This window comes from Chelativorans alearensis (genome assembly GCF_010993735.1).
Lineage (GTDB): Bacteria > Pseudomonadota > Alphaproteobacteria > Rhizobiales > Rhizobiaceae > Chelativorans > Chelativorans alearense.
The window spans coordinates 44,423-64,580 of sequence record NZ_WQNI01000001.1 but is presented as its reverse complement, the minus strand read 5'-3'; the positions used below and the strand labels follow the sequence as shown (position 1 = coordinate 64,580).

Sequence of the window (20,158 nt, the reverse complement as noted above, 5' to 3'; positions counted from 1 at the left end):
CAGACAGACGGCGAGGTCGAGTTGTACTGGCCGGATAGCCGGTCCCAACGATGCTAGGCTGCCGCGGCCCAGCCCTCACGGATATGGCGGTAGCCTTCGCGATAGACCGCCTCGGGGCTTTCGGCGAAGTCGCGCCAGACCTTGGTGGCCGCGGCCAGGTCCTTAAGCCCGCGGCCGAACGACTCGATGGTGAGCCACCCGTCGTAGCCGCTCTTGCGGATGGCGGTGAAGGTCTCCGCCCAGGGGATATTGCCGCGGCCAGGCACGCCGCGGTCGTTTTCGGAGATGTGAACGTGGACGATGTTCCCCGCGTTGCGCGTGAAGGCGCCGATGGGATCGGCCTCCTCGATATTGGCGTGGAAGGTGTCGTAAAGCGCCTTGATGTTGGGATGACCGATCTCGTCGATATGGGCCGAAAGCGCGTCCATGGTATTGAAAAGATAGCATTCGAAACGGTTGAGCGCCTCGAGCCCGATGGTCACGCCACGGCTTGCCGCGTGGTCGCCGATCAGCCGCTGCGCGTCGACGGAACGCCGGCGCTCGGCCGGTGTGGGACCTTTGCCGGAGAAATGGCCGAGGGTGGAGTGCAGCGGCCCCGAGAGCATGGTCGCACCGAGTGCGGCCGCGCAGTCGATGGCCTGCCGCATGTAGGCGATGCCGGCCTTTTGCGTGAGCGCATCGGGCGAAATGAGGTTCTTCCCCGGATCGCCGATAGCCGAGACCGCCGTGCGCTCCAGGCCGATCCGGTCGAGCATGGCGCCCAGCCGGCGGTATTTCACCGGGTTTCCGGCCATGACGGGGATTTCGACGCCGTCGAAACCGGTCGCCTTGATATCGCGCAGCAGCGCCTCGTGCCTTGCGGAGACGTTCGTCGTCCACAGATACATGCACATGCCGATCTTCATGCATTCCCTCCCGAGCCCGCCTCGCCGGCCGGCTTCTTCTGGTAATACCAAAACGACAAATGGGTCAAGGACACATCGGCTGCGCCGGCGCGCGGACTCAGAGTCGAAAAGGCGCGAAATCACACGGAAACATGGGAGAACGGCACTCCCCCGGCACTTCCTTCCCCGCCTCCTTGCTGCAAGGTGAAAAGTGCGCTAGAGCTTCCTTCCATGCACATTTGGTCGAACCAGTTAGCCGAAATGCTGGAGCGGCTTGAGGTAAAGGCGCGCCGGCTTTCAGCCCCGCGCAAGCGCTAGTATCGGATTTGGGGAGGAACACCATGCATCTTTCGACGCACAACTGGATGCGTGCGGAACCGCTGGAAACGACGCTGCGGCGGATCAAGAAATTCGGCTACGAGAGCATCGAGATTTCGGGTGAGCCCGACCAGTACGACCCGAGTGAGACCCGTGCAGCCCTCAAGGAGCACGGCATACGCTGCTGGGGCGCCGTCACCCTGACGCTCGGCGAGCGCAATCTGGCGGCCAGGGACGAAGGCCAGCGCGCCCGTTCGGTCGACTACGTGAAGAGCGTCATCACCATGGTCTCGGAACTCGATGGCGAAATCGTCACCCTGGTTCCGGCGACCGTCGGCAAGGTGGTGCCGGACGGTACCGAGGAGGAGGAGTGGAAATGGGTGGTGGACGCCACCAGGGAGTGCTTCGCCCATGCCCAGGCCAAGGGTGTGCGGGTGGCGATCGAGCCGCTCAACCGCTTCGAAACCTATCTCTTCAATCGCGCGGCGCAGGCCCTCGCCCTGGCGGACGCGGTGCATCCCGACTGCGGTGTCTGCCTCGACGCCTTCCACCTCAACATCGAGGAAGAGGACATGTACGAGGCGATCCGGCTTGCCGGAAAGCGCCTCTACGATTTCCACGTAGCCGACAACAATCGTTTCGCCTGTGGGCTGGGCCAGCTCGACTGGGAAAGGATCGTCGGCACGCTGAAGGAGATCGGCTATGACGGCGCGCTCACCAACGAGTTCGTAGCGCCCGTCGACCGCACGCCGGCGGCGAAATATCCGAACATGGTGGAGCGCAATCCGGTCGACATCCCGCCCGAGCAGCTCAAGTTCATCCAGGATCACGGCTCCAGCCTGCTGACGGAGGAGTTCTATTCCGACCAGATGCGGATCACGGCCGAGACCATCCTGCCGCTCATCAGGTAGCGGCACCAGGCGGCGGGTCGGGGAACGGGCATGCGGATCAGACAAGTAGAGGCGTGGTGGGTGCGCATACCCATCGAGGAAGGTCGCCAGCACCGCAGCGATTTCGGCCAGACGGCCACCTTCGACGCGGCGATCCTGCGGATTACGACCGATGACGGCCTCGTCGGCTGGGGGGAAGGCAAGAACGCCGCGGGAAGTGCCGGCACCTACGCCGCCCTCGTCTACCTTCTCAACCACGAGATCGGCCCGAGGCTGATCGGCCGCGACCCGGCCGATATAAGCGTTATCTGGGAGATGCTCTATAACGACGTGCGCCACGAGACGGCGGCATCCAGCGGTCACGCCATGCCGATACTCGCCCGGCGCGGACTGACGGTGGCGGCCATCAGCGCCGTCGACATCGCGTTGTGGGACATTTTGGGCAAATCCCTCGGCCAGCCGGTCTGGCGGCTTCTCGGCGGCCGCAAGGCCGAGCGCCTGCCGGCCTATGCCTCCGGCGGCTGGGCGGGGCCGGAAACGATCGGCGAACAATTGCTGGCCTATGTCGAGACCGGCGGCTTCAAGGCGGTCAAGATGCGCGTCGGCGCCCAGGACGGGCCGGTGCAGGTCTCGGCCGCGCGGGTGCGGGCGGCACGGGCAACCCTCGGTCCGGACATCGATCTGATGGCGGATGCGCACGGCACCTATACTGTGGCCGAGGCAAAGCGCTTCGCCCATCTCGTCGCCGACTGCGACCTTGCCTGGTTCGAGGAGCCGGTGATCGCCGACGACAAGAGGGGCATGGCCGAGGTGCGCGCCTCAAGCAGCGTTCCGGTTGCTGCCGGCGAGAGCGAGGCGACGCGGTTCGCTTTCCGCGAGCTTGCGCTTCTTAGGTCCGCGGACATCTTCCAGCCCGATCCCGGCTTCTGCGGCGGCATCACCGAGGCCATGCGTATCGGCGCGCTTGCCAGTGCCTTCAACCTGCGGCTGGCACCGCATTTGTGGGCCGGGGCGCCTTGTTTCTTCGCCGGCTTGCATGTATGCGCGGCCTCGCCGGCGAGTTTCATCGTCGAATATTCCCTCGGCGCCAATCCCATGATCCACGACCTGATCGAGGAAAAGGTGGAGGCGAGCGATGGTATGGTCCGGATCCCGGAGAAGCCGGGCCTCGGCTTCACGGTACGTGAAAAGTTCCTGGAGGCGCACGCGCAGAAGAGCCCATGAAGGAGAACAACCTCCTGCCGGACCTGGCAGCCTATCTCTATTCCCGCTCCAATGCAGCGAACGGGCGCACGCCGTCCGAGCGTGAGCTGGCCGAGCATTTTGCCGTTAGCCGTGGCCAGGTCCGCGAGGCCCTGGCGATCCTCGAGGCCATGCGCATCGTCGAGCGCCGTGCAAAATCCGGCATCTATCTTACGACCAAGCAAGCGAGCGTCGAGGCGATGGCGCTGTTCGCAAGGGCCGGCGTGCCGCTCGACCCGATCCAGATCTATGAGACGGTGGAATTGCGCAAGATCCACGAGATCAAGGCGGCCGAGCTTGCCTGCGAACGCGCGACGGAGGAAAATTTCGAGCGGCTGCGCGAAATCCTGAACGCCTCGGAGAAGCGGCTTGCCGCCGGCGAGGGCCTGTGGCGGGAGGACCGCGACTTCCATCTGGAGATCGTGCGCGCCACCCAGAACAGCGTCTTTCACAAGGTTTGCAGCGTCTACTATCTGATGGGCGAACAGCGCCTGCCGATCTATTTCAGCGATCCGGAGCGGGCGCGGCGCTCGCACGCCGAGCACATCCAGATCTACGAAGCGCTCCAGCGCCGCGACGGCAATCTGGCGCAAGCCCTGATGAGCGCGCATCTCAAGGGGGCGGAGAGCTATTGGAAGGGCCTGATCGGCGGCGTAGAGTCCGAGGCGGTCGAGCAAGCATAGGTACGGGTCCTTTGCCGATTATCCTTTCCACCAACGCGCTTCATCCGCGCGCGGAAGCGATGCTGGCCGGAGCCGGCGAGCTGCGCATTTCGAGCAACGCCGATCCCGAGACGCTGCTTGGGGAAGGCCGCGAGGCCGATATCGTCATCGTCCGCGCGCCGCTGCCGGCCTCGCTTTTTACCGCCGCACCCCGCCTGCGTGCCGCCATCCGCCACGGCGCCGGGCTCGACATGATCCCGGTCGAGGCGGCGACGGTGGCCGGCGTGCTGGTCGCCAATGTGCCGGGCGCCAACGCACGAACGGTGGCCGAGCACGTTTTCCTGGTCACGCTGGCGCTTCTCCGGCGCTTCCGCTCCATGGACCGCGACCTGAGGGCGACGGGATGGTTTGCCGGCCGCGCCCATGCCGACCATGGCGCCGAGCTCGGCGGCCGCACAATGGGCATCGTCGGCATGGGCAATGTGGGCCGCGCCGTCTTCCGCATCGCACGCGGTTTCGGTCTTGACCTCGTGGTCAACACGCGCACACCCGCCACCCTGCCCGAGGGCGCGCGACCGGCAAGCCTCGACCAGCTCATCGAGGAAAGCGACATCATCGTGCTGTGCTGCCCGCTGACGCCCGACACGCGGGGTCTCATCGGCCGGGAGCGCATCGCGCGCATGAAGCCTTCGGCCCTGCTCGTCAACGTCTCGCGTGGCCCCGTCGTCGACCAGGAGGCGCTCATCGCCGCCCTTGGTGAGGGCCGCATTGCGGGTGCCGCACTCGACGTTTTCGATTCCCACCCGCTGCCGGCCGATCATCCCTATTTCACCTTCGACAACGTCATCCTCACGCCGCACGCCGCCGGCATCACCGAGGAAAGCATGATGAGGATGGGAACGGGCGCGGCCGAAGAGGCGATCCGGGTGCTCGACGGGCAATTGCCCGAGAACCTGTGCAACCCGGAGGCGGTGGCGCTTTATCGGAAGCGATTTCAGGTGACGTGAGTTGGGCCAGGCCGGTCGGCTGCGGCAGCCCCCGGCCCTATTCCCGGCGTACAGACCGCCCTACCCTCCGTGCCGCAGGCTAAGCCCGCTGGCGCCATCGAAAAGAACCACCTTTTCAGGATTCCACGCAAACCGCACCGTCTCGTCCACCGCGACATGCGTCCGGGCGGAAACGGTGGCGTGCAGCATGGCATCGCCGGCACGCAGGGTGAGGATTTTTTCAACGCCGTGGTTCTCCACGTCGTGCACCGTCGCCTCGACGGGCGCGCCGGTTTCCACGGTGAGGTCTTCCGGGCGGATGCCGAAGACGAGCGGGCGCCCTTCCGAAACTGCGCCTGCCTGCCCGTTCAGCGGCAACTCGAAGCGCTTCGGGGCGACGACCGCCCGCCCTTCCACCAGCCGGCCGTCGAGGAGGTTCATCGGCGGCGAACCAACGGAACGGGCGACGAAGGTGTTGCGCGGGTTGTTGTAGATCTCGTAGGGCGTGCCCGTCTGCACCAGCCGGCCCCTGTCCAGTACGCCGATCTTGTCGCCCATCGACATGGCCTCGATCTGGTCATGCGTGACGAAGAGGAAGGTGGCGCCGAGCGTCATCTGCAGGTTTTTCAGCTCCGTGCGCAGCGCCTCACGCAGCTTGGCGTCGAGAGCGGACAGCGGCTCGTCCATCAGGAAGACGCGCGGCTTGCGCACGATGGCGCGGCCGATGGAGACACGCTGCATCTCGCCGCCCGACAGCCTGTCCGTCTTGCGGTCGAGCAGGTGCTCGATGCGCAGGATTTTCGCCGCGCGAGCCACCTGATTCGTTATCTCCTCCGGCTCGACATGCCGGATCTTCGCCTTCAGCGGAAATTCGAGGTTCTCGCGCACCGTATAGCGCGGATAGAGAGAGTATTGCTGCAGCACCAGCGCCACGTCGCGCTCGGCCGGTCCCCAGTCGCTGACATCCGCCCCATCGATGAGGATCTGCCCTTCGGTCGGCTTTTCCAGGCCGGCGATGAGCCGCAGCGTCGTCGTCTTGCCTGCCCCCGTCTCGCCGAGCAGGACGAAGAACTCGCCGTCTGCGATCTCCAGGTCCAGGTTGCGGAGAGCGGTCGTGGCGCCGAATCTTTTGGTGACGTGCTTGAGCTCGATATGGGCCATCACAACCTCACCCCGAAAGACCTGCCGCTTTCCGCATCGAAAAAATGCGCCTGGGCGGGGTCGATCCTGACCCACACTTTTTCGCCCGGGCGCGGCACGAAGCCGGCCTTCGTGCGTGCCCTCAGCATCTGCGTGCCGACCTTGAGGTCGATGATGTCGTGCGAGCCGAGCGGCTCGATGATGTGTGCCTCGACCGGCAGGTAGCCCTCCCGGCGCTCGCGCTCGACAAGAACGCCCTCAGGGCGGATGCCGAGCGCGAGACCGTCCCCCTTCGCTCCGCCAGCTTCCAGCCGGCCGAGAAGAGTTCGCGGGAAGACAAAACCCTCCGCCGCGCCCGGCATGACGACGCGGGCGTCCGACGCCGCCTCGGCCACGTGCGCTTCCGCAACGTTCATCACCGGACTGCCGACAAACTGCGCGACAAAGAGATTGGCGGGGTGGGTATAGACGTCGTCCGGCGTGCCCACCTGCTGCAGCACGCCCTCGTTCATAATGACGATGCGGTCGGCGAGCGCCATCGCCTCCACCTGGTCGTGGGTGACGTAGACGGTGGTGGAGCCCTGCTTCATGTGCAGGCGCTTGATTTCGGTGCGCATCTCCTCGCGCAGCTTGGCGTCGAGCGCGCCGATGGGCTCGTCCATCAAAAGCGCCTTGGGACTGCGCACCAGCGCACGGCCGATCGCCACGCGCTGCATGTCGCCGCCCGAAAGGGCCGACGGCCGGCGCGAAAGCAGCGGCGCGATCCGCAAAACATCCGCCACCCGGCGCACCGCCCGGTCGACCTCCGCCTTGCTTTGCCGCGTGGCGCGCAGCGGAAAGGCGATGTTCTCGTAGACGGTCATGTGCGGGTAGAGCGAGAAAGACTGGAACACGAAGGCGATGTCGCGGTCGGCGGCCTTCAGATGCTGCACCACCTTGCCGTCGATCAGGATGTCGCCCTCGTCGATCGTCTCGAGGCCGGCGACGGCGCGCAGCGTCGTCGTCTTGCCGCAGCCCGACGGCCCCAGCATGACGATGAACTCGTTGTCTTCGATGACAAGGTTCATGTCCTTGATGACCTGAACGTCGCCGAAGAATTTTTGCACGCCGCGAAGCTCGATATGCGTCATTCCGCCAGCCTCCCCTCGTGCGCATCCTCCTCCGGTGCTTCCGCCTCGGGCGGGATGTGGGAGGTAATGAGGAAGGCGACGAGCCCGATGAGGGTGATCGTCACGCCGTAGCGGTGCAGGAACAGGTTCCAGGGCTGGCAAAGCGCGACGATGCCGAGGATCATCACGGTCTGCGCGCCCGGCACGAGATATTTCCGGTTCAGCCTGCGGAAGCTCATTTGCGTATCGCTCCGAAGGACATGCCGCGCAGGAGATGGTTGCGAAGCAGGAATGTGAAGATGGCGACCGGCAGCAGGAACAGGAACGTGCCGGCGGCGATCGTCGTCCAGTCGGTCAAGCCGGAACCGACCTGCGCGGGAATGAAGGGCGGCGCGGTCTGCGCGTCCCGGTTGGTCAGCATCAGCGCGAAGGCATATTCGTTCCAGGCCGTGATGAAGCAGAAGACGGCCGTTGCGGCGATGCCGGTGGCCGCCTCCGGCAGCACGATCTTGAAGAAGGCCTGCATGCGCGTGTAGCCGTCGACCAGCGCGGCCTCCTCGTATTCCTTCGGGATCTCGTCGATGAAGCCTTTCATGAGCCACACCGAGAAGGAGAGATTGAAGGCGGTGTAGAGGATGATGAGGCCGATATGCGTGTCTGTCATGCCCACCACGCGATACATGAGGAACATCGGGATCGCCACGACGACCGGCGGCAGCATGCGCGTCGACAGGATGAAGAACAGCCAGTCCTGCTCGCCTGCCACCCTGAAGCGCGAGAACCCGTAAGCCGTCAGCGTGCCCATCGAGACGGCGAGGAGGGTGCTGGTGACGGCGATGATCAGGCTGTTCAGGAAACGATCGGGATAGCCGGAGAGCTGCACATCCTCGCCCACGCGCAGCACCCGCTCGCCGCCGTCATAGATGCGCTTTTCCCACCAGGGTGCGGCCTCGTAGGCCTCGGGCTCGACCGGCCGGTTGAGCTGGACGCGCCTGGTGAACAGCTTGACGAAGGGCGTGACCTCCGGCTGGAAGAGAACGGTCGGCGGCACGGTGGTGGCGAGCGCCCGCGGCTTGAAGGCCGTGGAGCCGATCCAATAGATCGGAGCCAGGAAGATGATGGCGATGACGATGACGGCTGCGATGGCCAGCTGGTTCGCCACCTTCTGGCGCGGCGTCTTGACGGCGGCCATCTCAGCGCTCCTTCACGCGGTTCAGATATTTGACGTAGATGTTGGTGATCGCGATCACGACGATCAGCATGATGTAGGCGAGCGCGCAGGAAAGCCCGGTCTGCCATTCCTGGAAGGCCATCTTGTAAAGGCGGATGGCGACCACCTCGGTGGTCGGCTGCCCGCTCATGATGAAGGGAAGGTCGAAACTCTTGAACGCCTCCATTGTGCGGAAGATGAGGGCGATGAGGAGAAGCGGCGATACCAGCGGCAGCGTGATATGGGTGAAGGTGTACCAGTTGCTGGCACGGTCGATCGCCGCCGCCTCGTAGAGATGCTTCGGCACCGCCGAGAGGCCCGCCAGCGACAGAAGCATCACGAAGGGCGACCACATCCAGATATCGGTGATGGCCACCGCATAGAGCGCCATGTCCGGGTTGGACAGCCAGTCGAACCGGCCAAGGCCAAGGGCGTAGTTGATGATGCCCCAGGACGGATCGTAGAGCAGCTTCCAGAAAAGGCCGACGACCGCCATCGACATCATCATCGGCAGAAGCAGCAGCGTCGTCACAAAGCCCTTGAAGGGGAAGCTGCGATTGAGCAGGAGCGCCACGCCGAAGCCGACGATCATCTGCCCGCCGACCGAGACGATCACGTATTTCGCCGTCACCGTGAAGTTGCGCCAGATGTTCGGGTCGGAAAGGAGCCGCTGATAGTTGTCGAGGCCGACGAAATTCGCCGGCGCGCTGACCGACGCGCGAAAGTCGGTGAAGGAATAGCCGAGCGAATAGAGCAGCGGGAAGATGTTGAAGACGATCAGGAAGACGATCGTCGGAATGATGAACATGTTGCGGATCGTAAGATCGCTCCAGCCGCGGGCGGCAGCACGCGAGCGGGGATCCAGCCTTTCAAGGGCGACCGTCGTCACGACCCGGTTCCTTTCCACGTCAGTCATCGGCAAGTTGCTTGAGAGGCGGAGGGAGCGTGCGCCCCCTCCGCCTTCCCCGCCCCTAGTTCAGACGGCCATACCTCGTGAACGTCTCTTCCCAATCCGCGGCGAGCCCGTCGAGAGCGTCTTTCGCGGTGCCGTCACCGCCGACCACATAGGGATAGACGCGGTTGTTCATCTGGGTGAGCAACTCCGCGTATTCCGGCACCGCCCAGAAGTCCTTCACGATCTGCATCGACTGGTAGAAGGCCTCGTTGAACGGCGTGGCGTTGCGGAATTCCTCCGATTCCAGAACCGCCGCATGGCAGGTGTAACCGCCGAGCTCGGCCCACTTCTTCTGCACATCCTCCTGGATGAACCACTCCAGGAACTTGAAGGCTTCTTCCTGGTTCTGCGAATAGCTGACGATCGACAGCCCCTGGCCACCGAGAGCGGCATGTTGCGCGCCCGTCGGTCCGGGCGGATTGACGAAATAGCCCGTCGCATCCGCGTTCGGGTTGGTCGCCGGATTGGCGAGCGCCGGGAAGAAGGCGAAATAGTTCATGCTCATCGCCGCCAGGCCCTCGGTGATGGCCTGGTTGTTCTCCAGGAAGAACACTTTGCCCCAGTTGGGCGGCGTGAACTGGTAGAGCTCGCGATACATCTCCAGCGCTTCGACGTTCTCGGGCGAATTGGTGATGTCCTGGACCTTGAAGCTCTCATAGTCGCCGAGCTCGCCGCCATAGGTGAAGATCGTCTGCTCCACACCCATGATCAGGCCGTCATAGGAGTTGTCCGTATAAAGGGCGATGCCGTAGCGGCCCTCGTCCGGGCGATGGAAGAACTCGGCGATGTCGCGGAGCTGCTGGTAGTCCTTCGGCACATCGAGGTCGTAGCCGTACTTCTCCTTGAAGGCGGCCATCTCTTCCGGATCCTCGAACCAGTCCTTGCGGTAGGCCCAGCCATTGGCATCGCCCTCCGTCGGAACCGCCCAGTACTTGCCGCTGGCTTTCGGATACTCGGCATAGGCGCTGACCGTCGCCGGCACGAAGGTCTCTGCGATCTTGTGCTCCTCGAAGAACTCGGTCAGGTCGACATAGTGGCCGCCTTCGGAGCCCGCGCCCAGCCACTGCGAATCGCCGACCACCATGTCATAGGCGTCGCCGTGCGCGTTGAACTCGGCGAAAGCCTTGGTCTGGAAGTCCGCCCAGGGCGTCGTCTCGACCCTGACCGTGACGCCGGTTTCGGCCGTGTATTCGTTGACCAGTTCCTGCAAATAGTTGGCCGGATCCCATTCGGCCCAGAAGATGGTGAGTTCCTGCGCGAAAACGGACGTTCCGCTGGACAAAGCAAGGCCTATTCCGGCAAGCATGCCGGTCAGTTTGATACGCATGACGAATTCCTCCCAATCATACCCACGCATTTCAGGATGCCGGCGGCGCCGGCTCCGGTACTCCTCCGCGTTGCCGCCTCCCTGAGCGAAGCCCTCCCCAGCTTCGCCCGTCCCGCCGCGAACCCGACGGGCCCGCAACCTCCTCCTCGATCTGGTATTACCAAATGTAAAGTTCCGTCAAGCTCTTTGTAGCGCGTTCCTCCCGCTGATCCTTCTCAAAACGTCCTTGTATTCCAGCATTTCTTGCCTATCCCGCTCGACGGGGATCGGGCTTGCGGCTTGCATAGGTTCAGCCGCATTATTTCAGACTTTTCGATAAAAACCCAATCTGGTCGAACCAGATTCCTTCCACTCTCCCTACTTCGCGGACCTTGCCTCCTCCACCGCCGCGCGCACGAGCGCGCCCGCCGCCCATTGCGCCACGGCCTGCGTCCGGCCGGCATCGAGGCCCCAGATGTCTTTCAGGACAATCAGCGTCTCGACGCCGAAGGTCAACGACAGGGCCTGCGCCAGCCGGTCGATCTGCCCCTTGGAAAGCTCGCCCTTAAGCGGTGCCAGCGCCTGCCGCAGAAGGTCGACGCGGTGGCCGCGCGTAAACTGCGGCTCGTTGCCCAAAGTGTCCGTCTGGCGCTGCGCCCACTGTTCCAACGACAGTTTCAGCGCCGCCTTGAAGGTTGCCTCGAACTCCTCGATGCGCGGCAGCGAGAACGCGAAAAGATCGGCCACGCGCTCACCGGCGCTGTCCGATGCCGATCGCCAGGTGAGGATCGGCCCCAGCGCCTCGTCGACCACGGCGTGCACGAGCGCGGCCTGGCTGGGGAAATAGCGGTAGGCGGTGGCGCGCGACACGCCGGCGGCCTCCGCCACCTCGCTGACCGACGGCGTGGCGCCGGCCTGCATCAGCCGCGTCGCCGTCTCCAGCATCAACCGCCGGGTTCGCGCCCGTGGGCCCCGCTCGGCCTCGTCCACCAATTCAGATTGTTGACGTGAGACGTCCATATCAATATGATACGCGTGTCTCAAAAATATGCAACGGCATTCTTTCGGGAGGAGCTGCGGTGGGGCAAGCGCGATGGCTGCGACGACGCAGCCATCGCGCAAGTGGTCTGACCCAAACAGATCGTACCACTAGGAGGGGGCCCGGGCCGCGCGGGAGGACCATGAAGCGCATCTATGCCGTCGCCACGGCCGATACCAAAGGCGAGGAACTGGCTTTTCTGGCCTCCGCCATCGCGGCGGCCGGCGGCGAGGTGCGGCGCGTCGATGTCGGCACGCGCGCGCCGACAGTGGAAGTCGACGTAAGTGCCGCCGAGGTCGCCGCGCACCATCCGGCGGGCGCCGAGGCCGTGCTCGGCGGCGACGACCGCGGCAAGGCGGTTGCGGCTATGGGCGAGGCCTTCGCCAATTTCATCGCCGCGCGCGAGGATATCGCCGCCGTGATCGGCATCGGCGGCGGGGGCGGCACGTCCATCGTCACCGCCGGCATGCGGCGGCTTGCCTACGGCGTGCCCAAGCTGATGGTCTCGACCCTCGCTTCCGGCGATACCGCCCCTTATGTCGACATTTCCGACATCATCATGATGCCTTCGGTGACCGACATGGCCGGCCTCAACGGCTTGAGCCGCACCATCCTGCACAACGCGGCGCAAGCCATCGCCGGCATGGCCATGCGCCCGGCACCGCGGGCGGAGGGAAAGCCGGCGCTCGGGCTCACCATGTTCGGCGTCACCACGCCCTGCGTGACGGCGATCACGCAGCGCCTGCGCGACAAATACGACTGCATGGTCTTCCACGCCACCGGCACCGGCGGGCGCACCATGGAAAAACTCGCCGACAGCGCCATGCTCGCCGGCCTCCTCGACATCACCACCACCGAGGTCTGCGATCTCTTATTCGGCGGCGTGCTGCCTGCAACGGAGGACCGCTTCGGCGCCGTGGCGCGCACCAGGCTGCCTTATGTCGGCGCGCCGGGTGCCTGCGACATTGTCAACTTCTGGGCGCCGGAGACGGTGCCCGAACGGTATCGCAACCGCAACCTCTACCGCCACAACCCCAACGTGACGCTGATGCGCACGAACGCCGAAGAGTGCCGCACCATCGGCGAATGGATCGGCACGCGGCTTGACGCCTGCGAAGGGCCGTTGCGCTTCCTGATACCGGAAAAGGGCGTCTCCGCCCTCGATATCGAGGGGGGCGCCTTCTTCGATCCCGAGGCCGACGCGGAGCTTTTCGCCGGCATCGAGAGCGCGCTGAAGCCCGCCGCCAACCGGCGCATCGAGCGCGTGCCATTCAATATCAACGATCCCGAATTCGCCGAGGCGGCGGTTGCCGCCTTCCTCGAAATGGCCAGAGAGTGAGACCCCCCGCATGCCCGCCATCCCCCGCAAGACAATTCTGGAGAAATTCCGTGCGATGATCGCCGAGGGTCGGCCCATCGTCGGCGGTGGCGCGGGCACCGGCCTTTCGGCCAAGGCGGAGGAGGCCGGCGGCATCGATCTCATCATTATCTACAATTCCGGCCGTTACCGCATGGCCGGCCGCGGCTCGGCCGCCGGCCTGCTCGCCTACGGGAACGCCAACGAGATCGTCAGGGAGATGGCCGTCGAGGTGCTGCCGGTGGTGAGGAACACACCGGTTCTGGCCGGCGTCAACGGCACCGACCCTTTCGTGCTGATGCCGCAGTTCCTGGCCGAATTGAAGGCGATGGGCTTTTCGGGTGTCCAGAACTTCCCCACCATCGGCCTGTTCGACGGCCGCATGCGGCAGAGTTTCGAGGAGACCGGCATGGGCTATGGGCTCGAGGTCGACATGATCGCCGCCGCCCACGAACTCGACCTTCTGACGACGCCCTATGTCTTCAACACGGACGAGGCCGTCGCCATGGCCGGGGCCGGTGCCGATATCGTCGTCGCCCATATGGGTGTGACCACCGGCGGCACCATCGGCGCCACCTCGGCCAAGTCTCTCGACGAATGCGTTGCCGAGATCGAGGCCATCGCCGCCGCCGGGCGCGCGGTGCGCGAGGATATCATCGTCTTGTGTCACGGCGGGCCGATCGCCATGCCGGAGGACGCGCGCTACGTCCTGGAGCGCGCCGAGGGCTGCCATGGCTTCTACGGCGCCAGCTCGATGGAGCGCCTGCCGGCCGAGGCGGCGATCCGCGATCAGATCGCCAGCTTCAAGGCACTGCCGTTGCGGGTGCCAGCTTCAGCGGGAGGATGAGATGAGCGGCATGGAAAGGATCTTCGTCTATCCGGAGGAGGTCGACACCTTCGCCTTCGATTGGGGCCGCCTGGCCCTGACGGTGGGGCCGGAAGTGAACGGCGCCGGGCGCTTTTCCGGCGGCGTGGTCGATCTCGAAAAAGGCCAGGGCCACGCCCGCCACAACCACCCCGGCGCGGAGGAGATCATCTTCGTGATCGCCGGCACCGGCGAGCAGATGGTCGAGGACGAGGAAGGCAACCCGGTCGTACACGAGGTGCACCCCGGCTGCACGGTCTACGTACCCGAAAGCCGCTACCACTCGACGCTCAACACGGGCGACGGCCCGATGCGGCTCTTCGTGGTCTATGCCCCGGCCGGCCCCGAGCAGGCGCTGCGCGCGCTACCCGACTTCCGGCTCGTCCCGGCAAAGGGATAGGGACGAAACTCCCGCGAGCGAAAGTAGCTCAAGACCGGGTGGGGAACGGGTAGGCGGCGCCTGCGCGGCCGCGCATGGAATGACGATGATTGTCATTTCCCGGGTTTCGGCCGACATTGGACTCCCGCACGCAAGCTCTGGGAGGAAGCAATGACGAGGACAACTGCGGCTTCGCTGGCCATGTTGATCGGCACGACGGCGCTGGCTTATGGACAGCAGCAATCGGAGAATCTCGAGCGGCTGAGCTCTTTCAAGACCACCGGCACCACCGAGTTCACCGAAATCGAGCAAGGTGGGGAGAAGGCCGAGGCGATCAGCCGTACACTTGAGAGGATCAAACTGCCTGACGGTTTCCAGATCAGCCTTTATGCAATCGTGCCCGATGCACGCCACATCGCAGTCGGGCCGCAAGGCGTCGTCACCTTCGTTGGCACCCGCAAGACAAAAGTCTGGGCCGTGACCGACCGCGACAAGGATCGCGTTGCCGATGAAGTCAAGGACTTCGCGCCGCCGTTGGCCATGACCGTGCCCAACGGACCGTGCTTCTCACCGGACGGCATGCTCTACATCGTCGAGCAGAACCGCGTGATAGTCTATCCGGCTGCCGAGTTCTTCTACGAGAGCCCCGACGTTGCCGCCAGCGAGGTGGTGAAACAGGGCGAGCTGATCCCGGTCGAGGAGGAAAGCTACAACCACACCGCTCGCGTCTGCCGTGTCGGCCCCGACGGCAAGCTCTACATTTCCCTTGGCCAGCCCTTCAACGTCCCGGCGCCGGAGAAATTGGAGCTCTACAGGCAGCATGGCATCGGCGGCATCATCCGGATGGATCAGGACGGCACCAGCCGCGAGGTCTATACCTATGGCATCCGCAACTCGGTCGGCCACGACTTCAATCCGGCCAATGGCGAACTCTGGTTCACCGACAATCAGGTGGATGGGATGGGCGACGACATCCCGCCCGGCGAGATCAACCGCCAGACGGAGGCCGGCCAGCACTTCGGCTTTCCCTGGTATGGCGGCGGCTCGGTGCGCACGGAGGAATATAAGGGCGAGGAACCGCCGGACGACGTCGTCATGCCGGCAGTGGAAATGGACGCCCATGCGGCCGATCTCGGCATGACCTTCTATACCGGGCGGCAGTTCCCCGCCAAATATCGTGGCGGCATCTTTTCCGCCCAGCACGGCTCGTGGAACCGCACCACACCCATTGGCGCGCGGGTGATGTTCACCGCCGTCAACGAGGACGGCACCGCGGGGGAGACCGAGGTCTTCGCGGAAGGCTGGCTGGACGAGAACGGCGAATATCTCGGCCGCCCGGTCGATGTGGCGCAGTTGCGCGACGGCTCCATCATCGTCTCCGACGATCTGGTGGGGGCGCTCTACCGCATCTCGTACGAATAGGAAGGGTGGGCACGAGCGGCCCCTCGTGAGGGAAACGCGAGGGGCCATCCATTCAAGCATCGCCTGCCGCCAAGCGGCGGGCGCCTTCTATTGGGCACTGAAATGGCATCGATCATCAAACTGCTTTCCACTGCATTGGGCCTCGCGGCACTAACGGGCATGGCCGCTGCCGGCGATATGCAGGCAGGCCGGCAGATCGCAAGCGCCCAATGCCGCACGTGCCACGGGCTCGACGGGATCGCACAAATCCCCGTCGCGCCTCATCTAGCGGGCGAAAGCGAGATCTATCTGCAGACGCAGTTGAAGGCTTTCCGCTCCGGCAAGCGGAGGAACGAGATGATGGACGTGGTGGCGAAGGATCTCACGGACGACGATATCTCGAACGTCGCAGCCTGGTATTCGTCAATCAAGATCACAGTCGAGACGCCGGAATAGAGCAATTTCAGGAAAAGCGGAAACCGGTTTTGCGTCCGGAATTGCGACAAGACAAGGAGTTGGACCAGTTCATCGTTCATGGATCGATGAGCTGGTCTAGAGCATCACCCCCCGCCCCTGTTCCACCCCCTGCCACGGTCGCCGAACATCTCATAGCCGTCGGCTGTCACCGCCACCGTGTCTTCGAGCTTGATGAAGCCGCGGGTGGGATGGAGCATGGTCGTCTCCACCGAGAGCACCATGCCCGCCTCCAGCGGGCGCGCGGCGTCGACGCCTTCGTAGGTGACGGGGTGGTTGGTCATCAGGAACGGCACCTCGTGCGTGATCAAGCCCATGCCGTGAGCAAAGAAATCCGTGAAGGCGGCGATGGGCGAGGACTTCAGGGTCTCCTGGGCGCGGGCGATCATGTCACCGCCCCGCGTACCGGCCCTCACCTTGGAGAAAGCCGCCTGCTGCACGGCTTCCACCTCCGCCAGCAGGTCCTGGAGCTCCGCGTCCGGCTCGCCGAGAACGCCCATACGGCAAAGGTCGCCGACATAGCCATGGTAGTTGCCGCCGGAATCGATCGACAGCACCTCGCCCGGCCTCCAGGCTTGCGGCGAGGCGGCGCGGTTGTGGCTGCCGCCCAGCGTCAGCAGGCAATATTCGAAGGTCAGGCCGCGCTCCGTCTCTTCCCGCCGCAGCCGCTCGATGATCTCGGCCTTGGTGGTGCCCTCGCGCGCCCAGCCGATCGTCGCCAGCATGGAATCCGTGATCCGCTCGGACGCCAGACGCAGCTTTTCCAGTTCGGCGGGCGTCTTGATCGCGCGCATGCGCTCCAGCGCGCCCGTGGCATCGACGAAAGAGGCGCCCTCCAGCCGCGCGGTCAACAGCCGGTAGGCATCCACCGGCAAAAAGGCCGGCTCGATGCCGATGCGCGCCCCCGCCCTGCCGATCTTTCCGAGATGCTCCACCGCCACTTCGGCGGCATCCAGGGTTCCCCACGCGGCGGGGTGAAAAGCCGGCGTCCAGAACGGCTTGTTCTGGTGTTCGCCGCCTTCCATGCGGTTGGCGATGTAGGCCGACCGCTCCGGCCGTCCCTTCTCGTAGATGACGATGGGGAGATAGCGGCTATGGCCGATGGCATCCATGGCGGCGAAGAAGATGAACTTGTAGCCGCCCAGCAAATACTGCGTGTTGTGCTTCGACGTCGCCAGGAGAACGTCGATGCCCGCCTCCTCCATCAGCCGGTCTAGCCGCTCCGTGTCGAACGGGACCTTAAGGGCCAAGCCGCTTTCCGCCTGCATATTGCTCCTCCTCTCAATCATGCACCTGCCGGGTGGTGCATCTGGTCCGACCAGTTTGTCACTTCGATCGAACGAGGTCCAGAGCACCCAACGGTTCTGGCTGCGGGAACTTCGGCCGTGCCGCAGCGAACCGAATGCCGCGTCCGCGCGTTGAGAAGGCAGATCACACAGGCAATCGGGCCGAAAGGGGTCCGCATATGCAGGATGGGGTAAAGGTGAAAGGCGCAGCAGGATCACGCCGGAGGCGAGGAAAGCTCCTGGTGCCGGGCCGCAATTGCCGCGCGGTGGCCACGGCGCGGCGTGCTACCCTTCTGGTCGACGCCGAGGCCTATTTCGCGGAGCTCGACAAAGCGCTGCGTATGGCCACGCGATCGATTTATATCATCGCCTGGGATTTCGATGCGCGTGTCCGCCTGCGCCCGCAGGACGGGCCGGACGCGCCGGCGCTTGGCGACCTTCTGCGCGCGCTGGTGGAGGAGCGCCCGGAACTGGAGGTCTGCGTGCTCGTCTGGAGCCTGGCGGCCGTGCATGCGCCAGGCGCAACGATGCCTCTGGTGCTGGGGGAGGAGTGGCAGAGCCACCCGCGCGTCCATCTGCACCTGGACGCCCATCACCCGCTCCACGCCGCGCATCACCAGAAAATCGTGCTGGTTGACGATTCCATCGCCTTCGTCGGCGGGATGGACCTGACCATCGAGCGTTGGGACACCGCCAGCCACGAGGCCGATCATCCGCTGCGCCGCAACCCCGACGGCACGCACTACGATCCGGTGCACGATCTGCAGATGGTGGCTGATGGCCCGGTTGCGCGTATCGTGGCGCAGGTCGTGCGCGAACGCTGGCGGGACGCAGTCGGCGAGGAAAAGCCCCTTGGGCCTCCGGTCGAGCGGTGGCCGGAGGGGCTTCAGGCCGATTTCACCGATGTGCCCATGGCCGTGGCCCGCACGGCGCCGCGCCTCGGCGGGCGCCGCCCGGTGGAAGAGTCCGCCCAACTGATCGAGGATATGCTGCGGGCGGCAAGGCACACCGTCTACATCGAAGCCCAATACTTCACCGCGAGGCGCCTGCGCGGCATCCTCGGGGAAAGCCTATCGCGGCCACGCGGACCTGAAATCGTGGTGATCTGCACGCGCACGGCCAATGGCCTGATCGAACGCTTCATCATGGGGGCAAACCGAGAGCGGCTGCTGCGCGCCCTCAAGCGCACCGACCGTCACAATCGCCTGCATGTTCACTATCCCGTCGTGCCCGGTCTTACCGGCGACCACCGCGTTCTGGTGCATGCCAAGTTGATGATCGTCGACGACAGGGTGATGCGTGTCGGCTCGTCCAACCTCAATAACCGTTCCGTCGGCCTCGACACCGAATGCGACGTGGCGATCGAGGCCGACCGGCCGGAGACCCGCGCCGCCATCGCCGGCTGCCGCGAGAGGCTGGTGGCCGAGCACCTCGGTGTCGATCCCGCGCTTGTGCGCGCGGCCGTCCGCCGGGAAGGCTGTCTCAGCCGGGCCATCGAGAGCCTCAACCACAATAGCCGCGGACTGCGGCCGCTGACGGTCTATCGTGGGCCGACCGGCTCCTTTCCAGGCACGCGCCTCCTCGATCCCGAGCGCCCCTTCCACGTGGTCGAAAGGCTGCGCGAGCTTCTCGGCCGCGGCCCGGCTCACGATGTCCCGGCCGGGCGCGACAGGACGAGCTCCGACGAGACCAGCAACACGCTGCCGAGCACGAGTGGCAGGAGGAAGTAGACAAAGCGGAACACGAGCACGGCGCCGATAAGCTTTGCGTGAGGCAGCAGGAAAAGGACCACGCTTTCCACCACGCCCAGCCCGCCGGGCGCATGGGTGACCAGCGTGGCCACATTGGCCGTCACATAGACCGAGGCCACCGCAAGATAGGGCACATCCTGAAGCGCGGCGATCGCCTGGTGCAGCGCGGCGGCCACGAAGGCGAAGTTCACAGACCCGATGATCGCCTGCCCGAGCGCCAGCCTGAGGCTCGGCAAGGCGAGACTGCGGCCGCGAAAGCGCAGCGGATGCTTGATGGTCGCCGTCAGAAACAGATAGAGCGCCGGCCATACGAGGCACGCCGCGCCCACGAAGTAGACCGATCCGCGCGGCACCCCCATCACCTGGACGGCGAGATCGGGATGGAAGAGAAGCGCCACCCCGCCCAGGATCGACAGGCCAAGCGCCACCGTCAGCGCGCAAAACAGGATGACCTTGGCGACATCCCCCGCGCCGAGCCCCCAGCGGGAATAGAAGCGGTAACGCAGGGCACCGCTGCTCAAAGCCGCAAGACCGATATTATGGCCGATGGAAAGGCTGGTGAAGGAAGCAAGTGCTGCCCGTCGATAGGAAAGCGGATGGCCGGCGTAGCGCAAGGCGAGAAAATCGAAGCCGGTGAGACTGAGATAGCTCGCCGCGGCAAAGCAGATGGCGATCAGCAGGCGGTCGAAGGAGACCGCAGCGACGGCAGAGACCAGCTCCGCCCAGTCATATCGCGACAGCGTCCGGTAGAGGAGGAAGCCGGCAAGGGCCACCGCCGCTACGGCAGCGGTGTAGCCGAGGTAGCGCCGCCATGGCCGGTGCCTGGCCGCTCGCGCGTCGGTCTCGCTGTGGGATATCAATGGCAGCCATCCTTCTCCCTCGCCCGACCGGGGACAACGCGCTG

Annotated in this window: 20 protein-coding genes; 10 read left to right on the top strand and 10 right to left on the bottom strand. The window is 65.0% G+C overall.

The genetic code is table 11. The features are described 5' to 3' along the window. Nucleotides 1-53: 53 nt before the first annotated feature. Entirely contained in the window at nt 54-905 is an 852-nt protein-coding gene (locus GPJ75_RS00300) for a sugar phosphate isomerase/epimerase family protein (protein ID WP_163263927.1), read from the bottom strand. A gap of 320 nt (nt 906-1,225) precedes the next feature. Here GPJ75_RS00300 and GPJ75_RS00295 point away from each other — a divergent pair, with 320 nt between their 5' ends. From GPJ75_RS00295 to GPJ75_RS00280, 4 genes are read left to right on the top strand one after another with little or no spacing between them, the layout of a single operon-like run. Next, nucleotides 1,226-2,113: a sugar phosphate isomerase/epimerase family protein gene (locus GPJ75_RS00295; protein WP_163263925.1), complete on the top strand. Its 888-nt coding sequence runs from the start codon at nt 1,226-1,228 to the stop codon at nt 2,111-2,113. A 30-nt stretch (nt 2,114-2,143) separates the two neighbouring features. After that, nucleotides 2,144-3,316: a mandelate racemase/muconate lactonizing enzyme family protein gene (locus tag GPJ75_RS00290; RefSeq protein WP_163263923.1), complete on the top strand. Its 1,173-nt coding sequence runs from the start codon at nt 2,144-2,146 to the stop codon at nt 3,314-3,316. Continuing rightward, nucleotides 3,313-4,017, top strand: a complete 705-nt coding sequence (locus tag GPJ75_RS00285; protein WP_163263921.1) for a FadR/GntR family transcriptional regulator — start codon at nt 3,313-3,315, stop codon at nt 4,015-4,017. The genes GPJ75_RS00290 and GPJ75_RS00285 overlap by 4 nt, the downstream gene beginning before the upstream one ends. Before the next feature lie 11 nt (nt 4,018-4,028). Next, on the top strand, nt 4,029-5,003 hold the full coding sequence (locus GPJ75_RS00280; protein WP_163263919.1) for a hydroxyacid dehydrogenase: 975 nt from the start codon (nt 4,029-4,031) through the stop codon (nt 5,001-5,003). Between the two features lie 60 nt (nt 5,004-5,063). Here GPJ75_RS00280 and GPJ75_RS00275 read toward each other — a convergent pair whose 3' ends face one another. From GPJ75_RS00275 to GPJ75_RS00245, 7 genes are all read right to left on the bottom strand, one after another. Then, nucleotides 5,064-6,143, bottom strand: coding sequence for an ABC transporter ATP-binding protein (locus tag GPJ75_RS00275; RefSeq protein WP_163263917.1), 1,080 nt, complete (start codon nt 6,141-6,143; stop codon nt 5,064-5,066). Next, nucleotides 6,143-7,252 (bottom strand): ABC transporter ATP-binding protein, encoded by a 1,110-nt coding sequence (locus GPJ75_RS00270; protein WP_163263915.1) that lies wholly within the window; start codon nt 7,250-7,252, stop codon nt 6,143-6,145. The genes GPJ75_RS00275 and GPJ75_RS00270 overlap by 1 nt, the downstream gene beginning before the upstream one ends. Beyond that, nucleotides 7,249-7,470, bottom strand: coding sequence for a hypothetical protein (locus tag GPJ75_RS00265; RefSeq protein ID WP_163263913.1), 222 nt, complete (start codon nt 7,468-7,470; stop codon nt 7,249-7,251). Before GPJ75_RS00265 ends, GPJ75_RS00270 begins: the two co-directional genes overlap by 4 nt. Next, a complete protein-coding gene (locus GPJ75_RS00260; protein WP_163263911.1) occupies nt 7,467-8,423 on the bottom strand; it encodes a carbohydrate ABC transporter permease in 957 nt (318 codons plus the stop codon). The genes GPJ75_RS00265 and GPJ75_RS00260 overlap by 4 nt, the downstream gene beginning before the upstream one ends. A 1-nt stretch (nt 8,424) precedes the next feature. After that, complete coding sequence (locus tag GPJ75_RS00255) at nt 8,425-9,357, bottom strand: carbohydrate ABC transporter permease (protein WP_163263909.1); 933 nt, start codon at nt 9,355-9,357, stop codon at nt 8,425-8,427. 55 nt (nt 9,358-9,412) lie between these two features. After that, a complete protein-coding gene (locus GPJ75_RS00250) occupies nt 9,413-10,723 on the bottom strand; it encodes an ABC transporter substrate-binding protein (RefSeq protein ID WP_163263907.1) in 1,311 nt (436 codons plus the stop codon). Between the two features lie 357 nt (nt 10,724-11,080). Beyond that, nucleotides 11,081-11,722 (bottom strand): TetR/AcrR family transcriptional regulator, encoded by a 642-nt coding sequence (locus GPJ75_RS00245; protein WP_163263905.1) that lies wholly within the window; start codon nt 11,720-11,722, stop codon nt 11,081-11,083. 161 nt (nt 11,723-11,883) lie between these two features. Between GPJ75_RS00245 and GPJ75_RS00240 the strand changes: the two genes are divergently transcribed. The 5 genes from GPJ75_RS00240 (at nt 11,884) to GPJ75_RS00220 (ending at nt 16,199) form a co-directional block, all read left to right on the top strand. Next, complete coding sequence (locus tag GPJ75_RS00240; protein ID WP_163263903.1) at nt 11,884-13,080, top strand: Tm-1-like ATP-binding domain-containing protein; 1,197 nt, start codon at nt 11,884-11,886, stop codon at nt 13,078-13,080. A 10-nt stretch (nt 13,081-13,090) separates the two neighbouring features. Next, complete coding sequence (locus GPJ75_RS00235) at nt 13,091-13,945, top strand: phosphoenolpyruvate hydrolase family protein (protein ID WP_163263901.1); 855 nt, start codon at nt 13,091-13,093, stop codon at nt 13,943-13,945. Nucleotide 13,946: 1 nt separating this feature from the next. Next, the gene (locus GPJ75_RS00230; RefSeq protein ID WP_163263899.1) at nt 13,947-14,363 is read left to right on the top strand and encodes a cupin domain-containing protein; all 417 of its coding nucleotides are present in this window, start codon (nt 13,947-13,949) and stop codon (nt 14,361-14,363) included. Between the two features lie 150 nt (nt 14,364-14,513). Then, a complete protein-coding gene (locus GPJ75_RS00225) occupies nt 14,514-15,764 on the top strand; it encodes a PQQ-dependent sugar dehydrogenase (protein ID WP_163263897.1) in 1,251 nt (416 codons plus the stop codon). 102 nt (nt 15,765-15,866) lie between these two features. Further along, entirely contained in the window at nt 15,867-16,199 is a 333-nt protein-coding gene (locus GPJ75_RS00220; protein WP_163263895.1) for a c-type cytochrome, read from the top strand. Nucleotides 16,200-16,303: 104 nt separating this feature from the next. Here GPJ75_RS00220 and GPJ75_RS00215 read toward each other — a convergent pair whose 3' ends face one another. Next, nucleotides 16,304-17,485: a M24 family metallopeptidase gene (locus tag GPJ75_RS00215; protein WP_163263893.1), complete on the bottom strand. Its 1,182-nt coding sequence runs from the start codon at nt 17,483-17,485 to the stop codon at nt 16,304-16,306. A 260-nt stretch (nt 17,486-17,745) separates the two neighbouring features. Here GPJ75_RS00215 and GPJ75_RS00210 point away from each other — a divergent pair, with 260 nt between their 5' ends. Beyond that, nucleotides 17,746-19,233, top strand: a complete 1,488-nt coding sequence (locus GPJ75_RS00210; RefSeq protein ID WP_246248850.1) for a phospholipase D-like domain-containing protein — start codon at nt 17,746-17,748, stop codon at nt 19,231-19,233. Here GPJ75_RS00210 and GPJ75_RS00205 read toward each other — a convergent pair. Next, nucleotides 19,149-20,114, bottom strand: a complete 966-nt coding sequence (locus GPJ75_RS00205) for a lysylphosphatidylglycerol synthase domain-containing protein (RefSeq protein WP_246248849.1) — start codon at nt 20,112-20,114, stop codon at nt 19,149-19,151. The two genes, GPJ75_RS00210 and GPJ75_RS00205, sit on opposite strands and share 85 nt — an antisense overlap. Between the last annotated feature and the right edge of the window lie 44 nt (nt 20,115-20,158).

Excerpts from the sequence above, each read along its gene's own strand:
- GPJ75_RS00275 (WP_163263917.1), bottom strand. The coding sequence starts at position 6,143 with ATGGCCCATATCGAGCTCAAGCACGTCACCAAAAGATTCGGCGCCACG.
- GPJ75_RS00240 (WP_163263903.1), top strand. The coding sequence starts at position 11,884 with ATGAAGCGCATCTATGCCGTCGCCACGGCCGATACCAAAGGCGAGGAA.
- GPJ75_RS00260 (WP_163263911.1), bottom strand. The coding sequence starts at position 8,423 with ATGGCCGCCGTCAAGACGCCGCGCCAGAAGGTGGCGAACCAGCTGGCC.
- GPJ75_RS00295 (WP_163263925.1), top strand. The coding sequence starts at position 1,226 with ATGCATCTTTCGACGCACAACTGGATGCGTGCGGAACCGCTGGAAACG.
- GPJ75_RS00285 (WP_163263921.1), top strand. The coding sequence starts at position 3,313 with ATGAAGGAGAACAACCTCCTGCCGGACCTGGCAGCCTATCTCTATTCC.
- GPJ75_RS00220 (WP_163263895.1), top strand. The coding sequence starts at position 15,867 with ATGGCATCGATCATCAAACTGCTTTCCACTGCATTGGGCCTCGCGGCA.
- GPJ75_RS00255 (WP_163263909.1), bottom strand. The coding sequence starts at position 9,357 with ATGACTGACGTGGAAAGGAACCGGGTCGTGACGACGGTCGCCCTTGAA.
- GPJ75_RS00230 (WP_163263899.1), top strand. The coding sequence starts at position 13,947 with ATGAGCGGCATGGAAAGGATCTTCGTCTATCCGGAGGAGGTCGACACC.
- GPJ75_RS00225 (WP_163263897.1), top strand. The coding sequence starts at position 14,514 with ATGACGAGGACAACTGCGGCTTCGCTGGCCATGTTGATCGGCACGACG.
- GPJ75_RS00300 (WP_163263927.1), bottom strand. The coding sequence starts at position 905 with ATGAAGATCGGCATGTGCATGTATCTGTGGACGACGAACGTCTCCGCA.
- GPJ75_RS00235 (WP_163263901.1), top strand. The coding sequence starts at position 13,091 with ATGCCCGCCATCCCCCGCAAGACAATTCTGGAGAAATTCCGTGCGATG.
- GPJ75_RS00245 (WP_163263905.1), bottom strand. The coding sequence starts at position 11,722 with ATGGACGTCTCACGTCAACAATCTGAATTGGTGGACGAGGCCGAGCGG.
- GPJ75_RS00270 (WP_163263915.1), bottom strand. The coding sequence starts at position 7,252 with ATGACGCATATCGAGCTTCGCGGCGTGCAAAAATTCTTCGGCGACGTT.
- GPJ75_RS00290 (WP_163263923.1), top strand. The coding sequence starts at position 2,144 with ATGCGGATCAGACAAGTAGAGGCGTGGTGGGTGCGCATACCCATCGAG.
- GPJ75_RS00250 (WP_163263907.1), bottom strand. The coding sequence starts at position 10,723 with ATGCGTATCAAACTGACCGGCATGCTTGCCGGAATAGGCCTTGCTTTG.
- GPJ75_RS00215 (WP_163263893.1), bottom strand. The coding sequence starts at position 17,485 with ATGCAGGCGGAAAGCGGCTTGGCCCTTAAGGTCCCGTTCGACACGGAG.
- GPJ75_RS00265 (WP_163263913.1), bottom strand. The coding sequence starts at position 7,470 with ATGAGCTTCCGCAGGCTGAACCGGAAATATCTCGTGCCGGGCGCGCAG.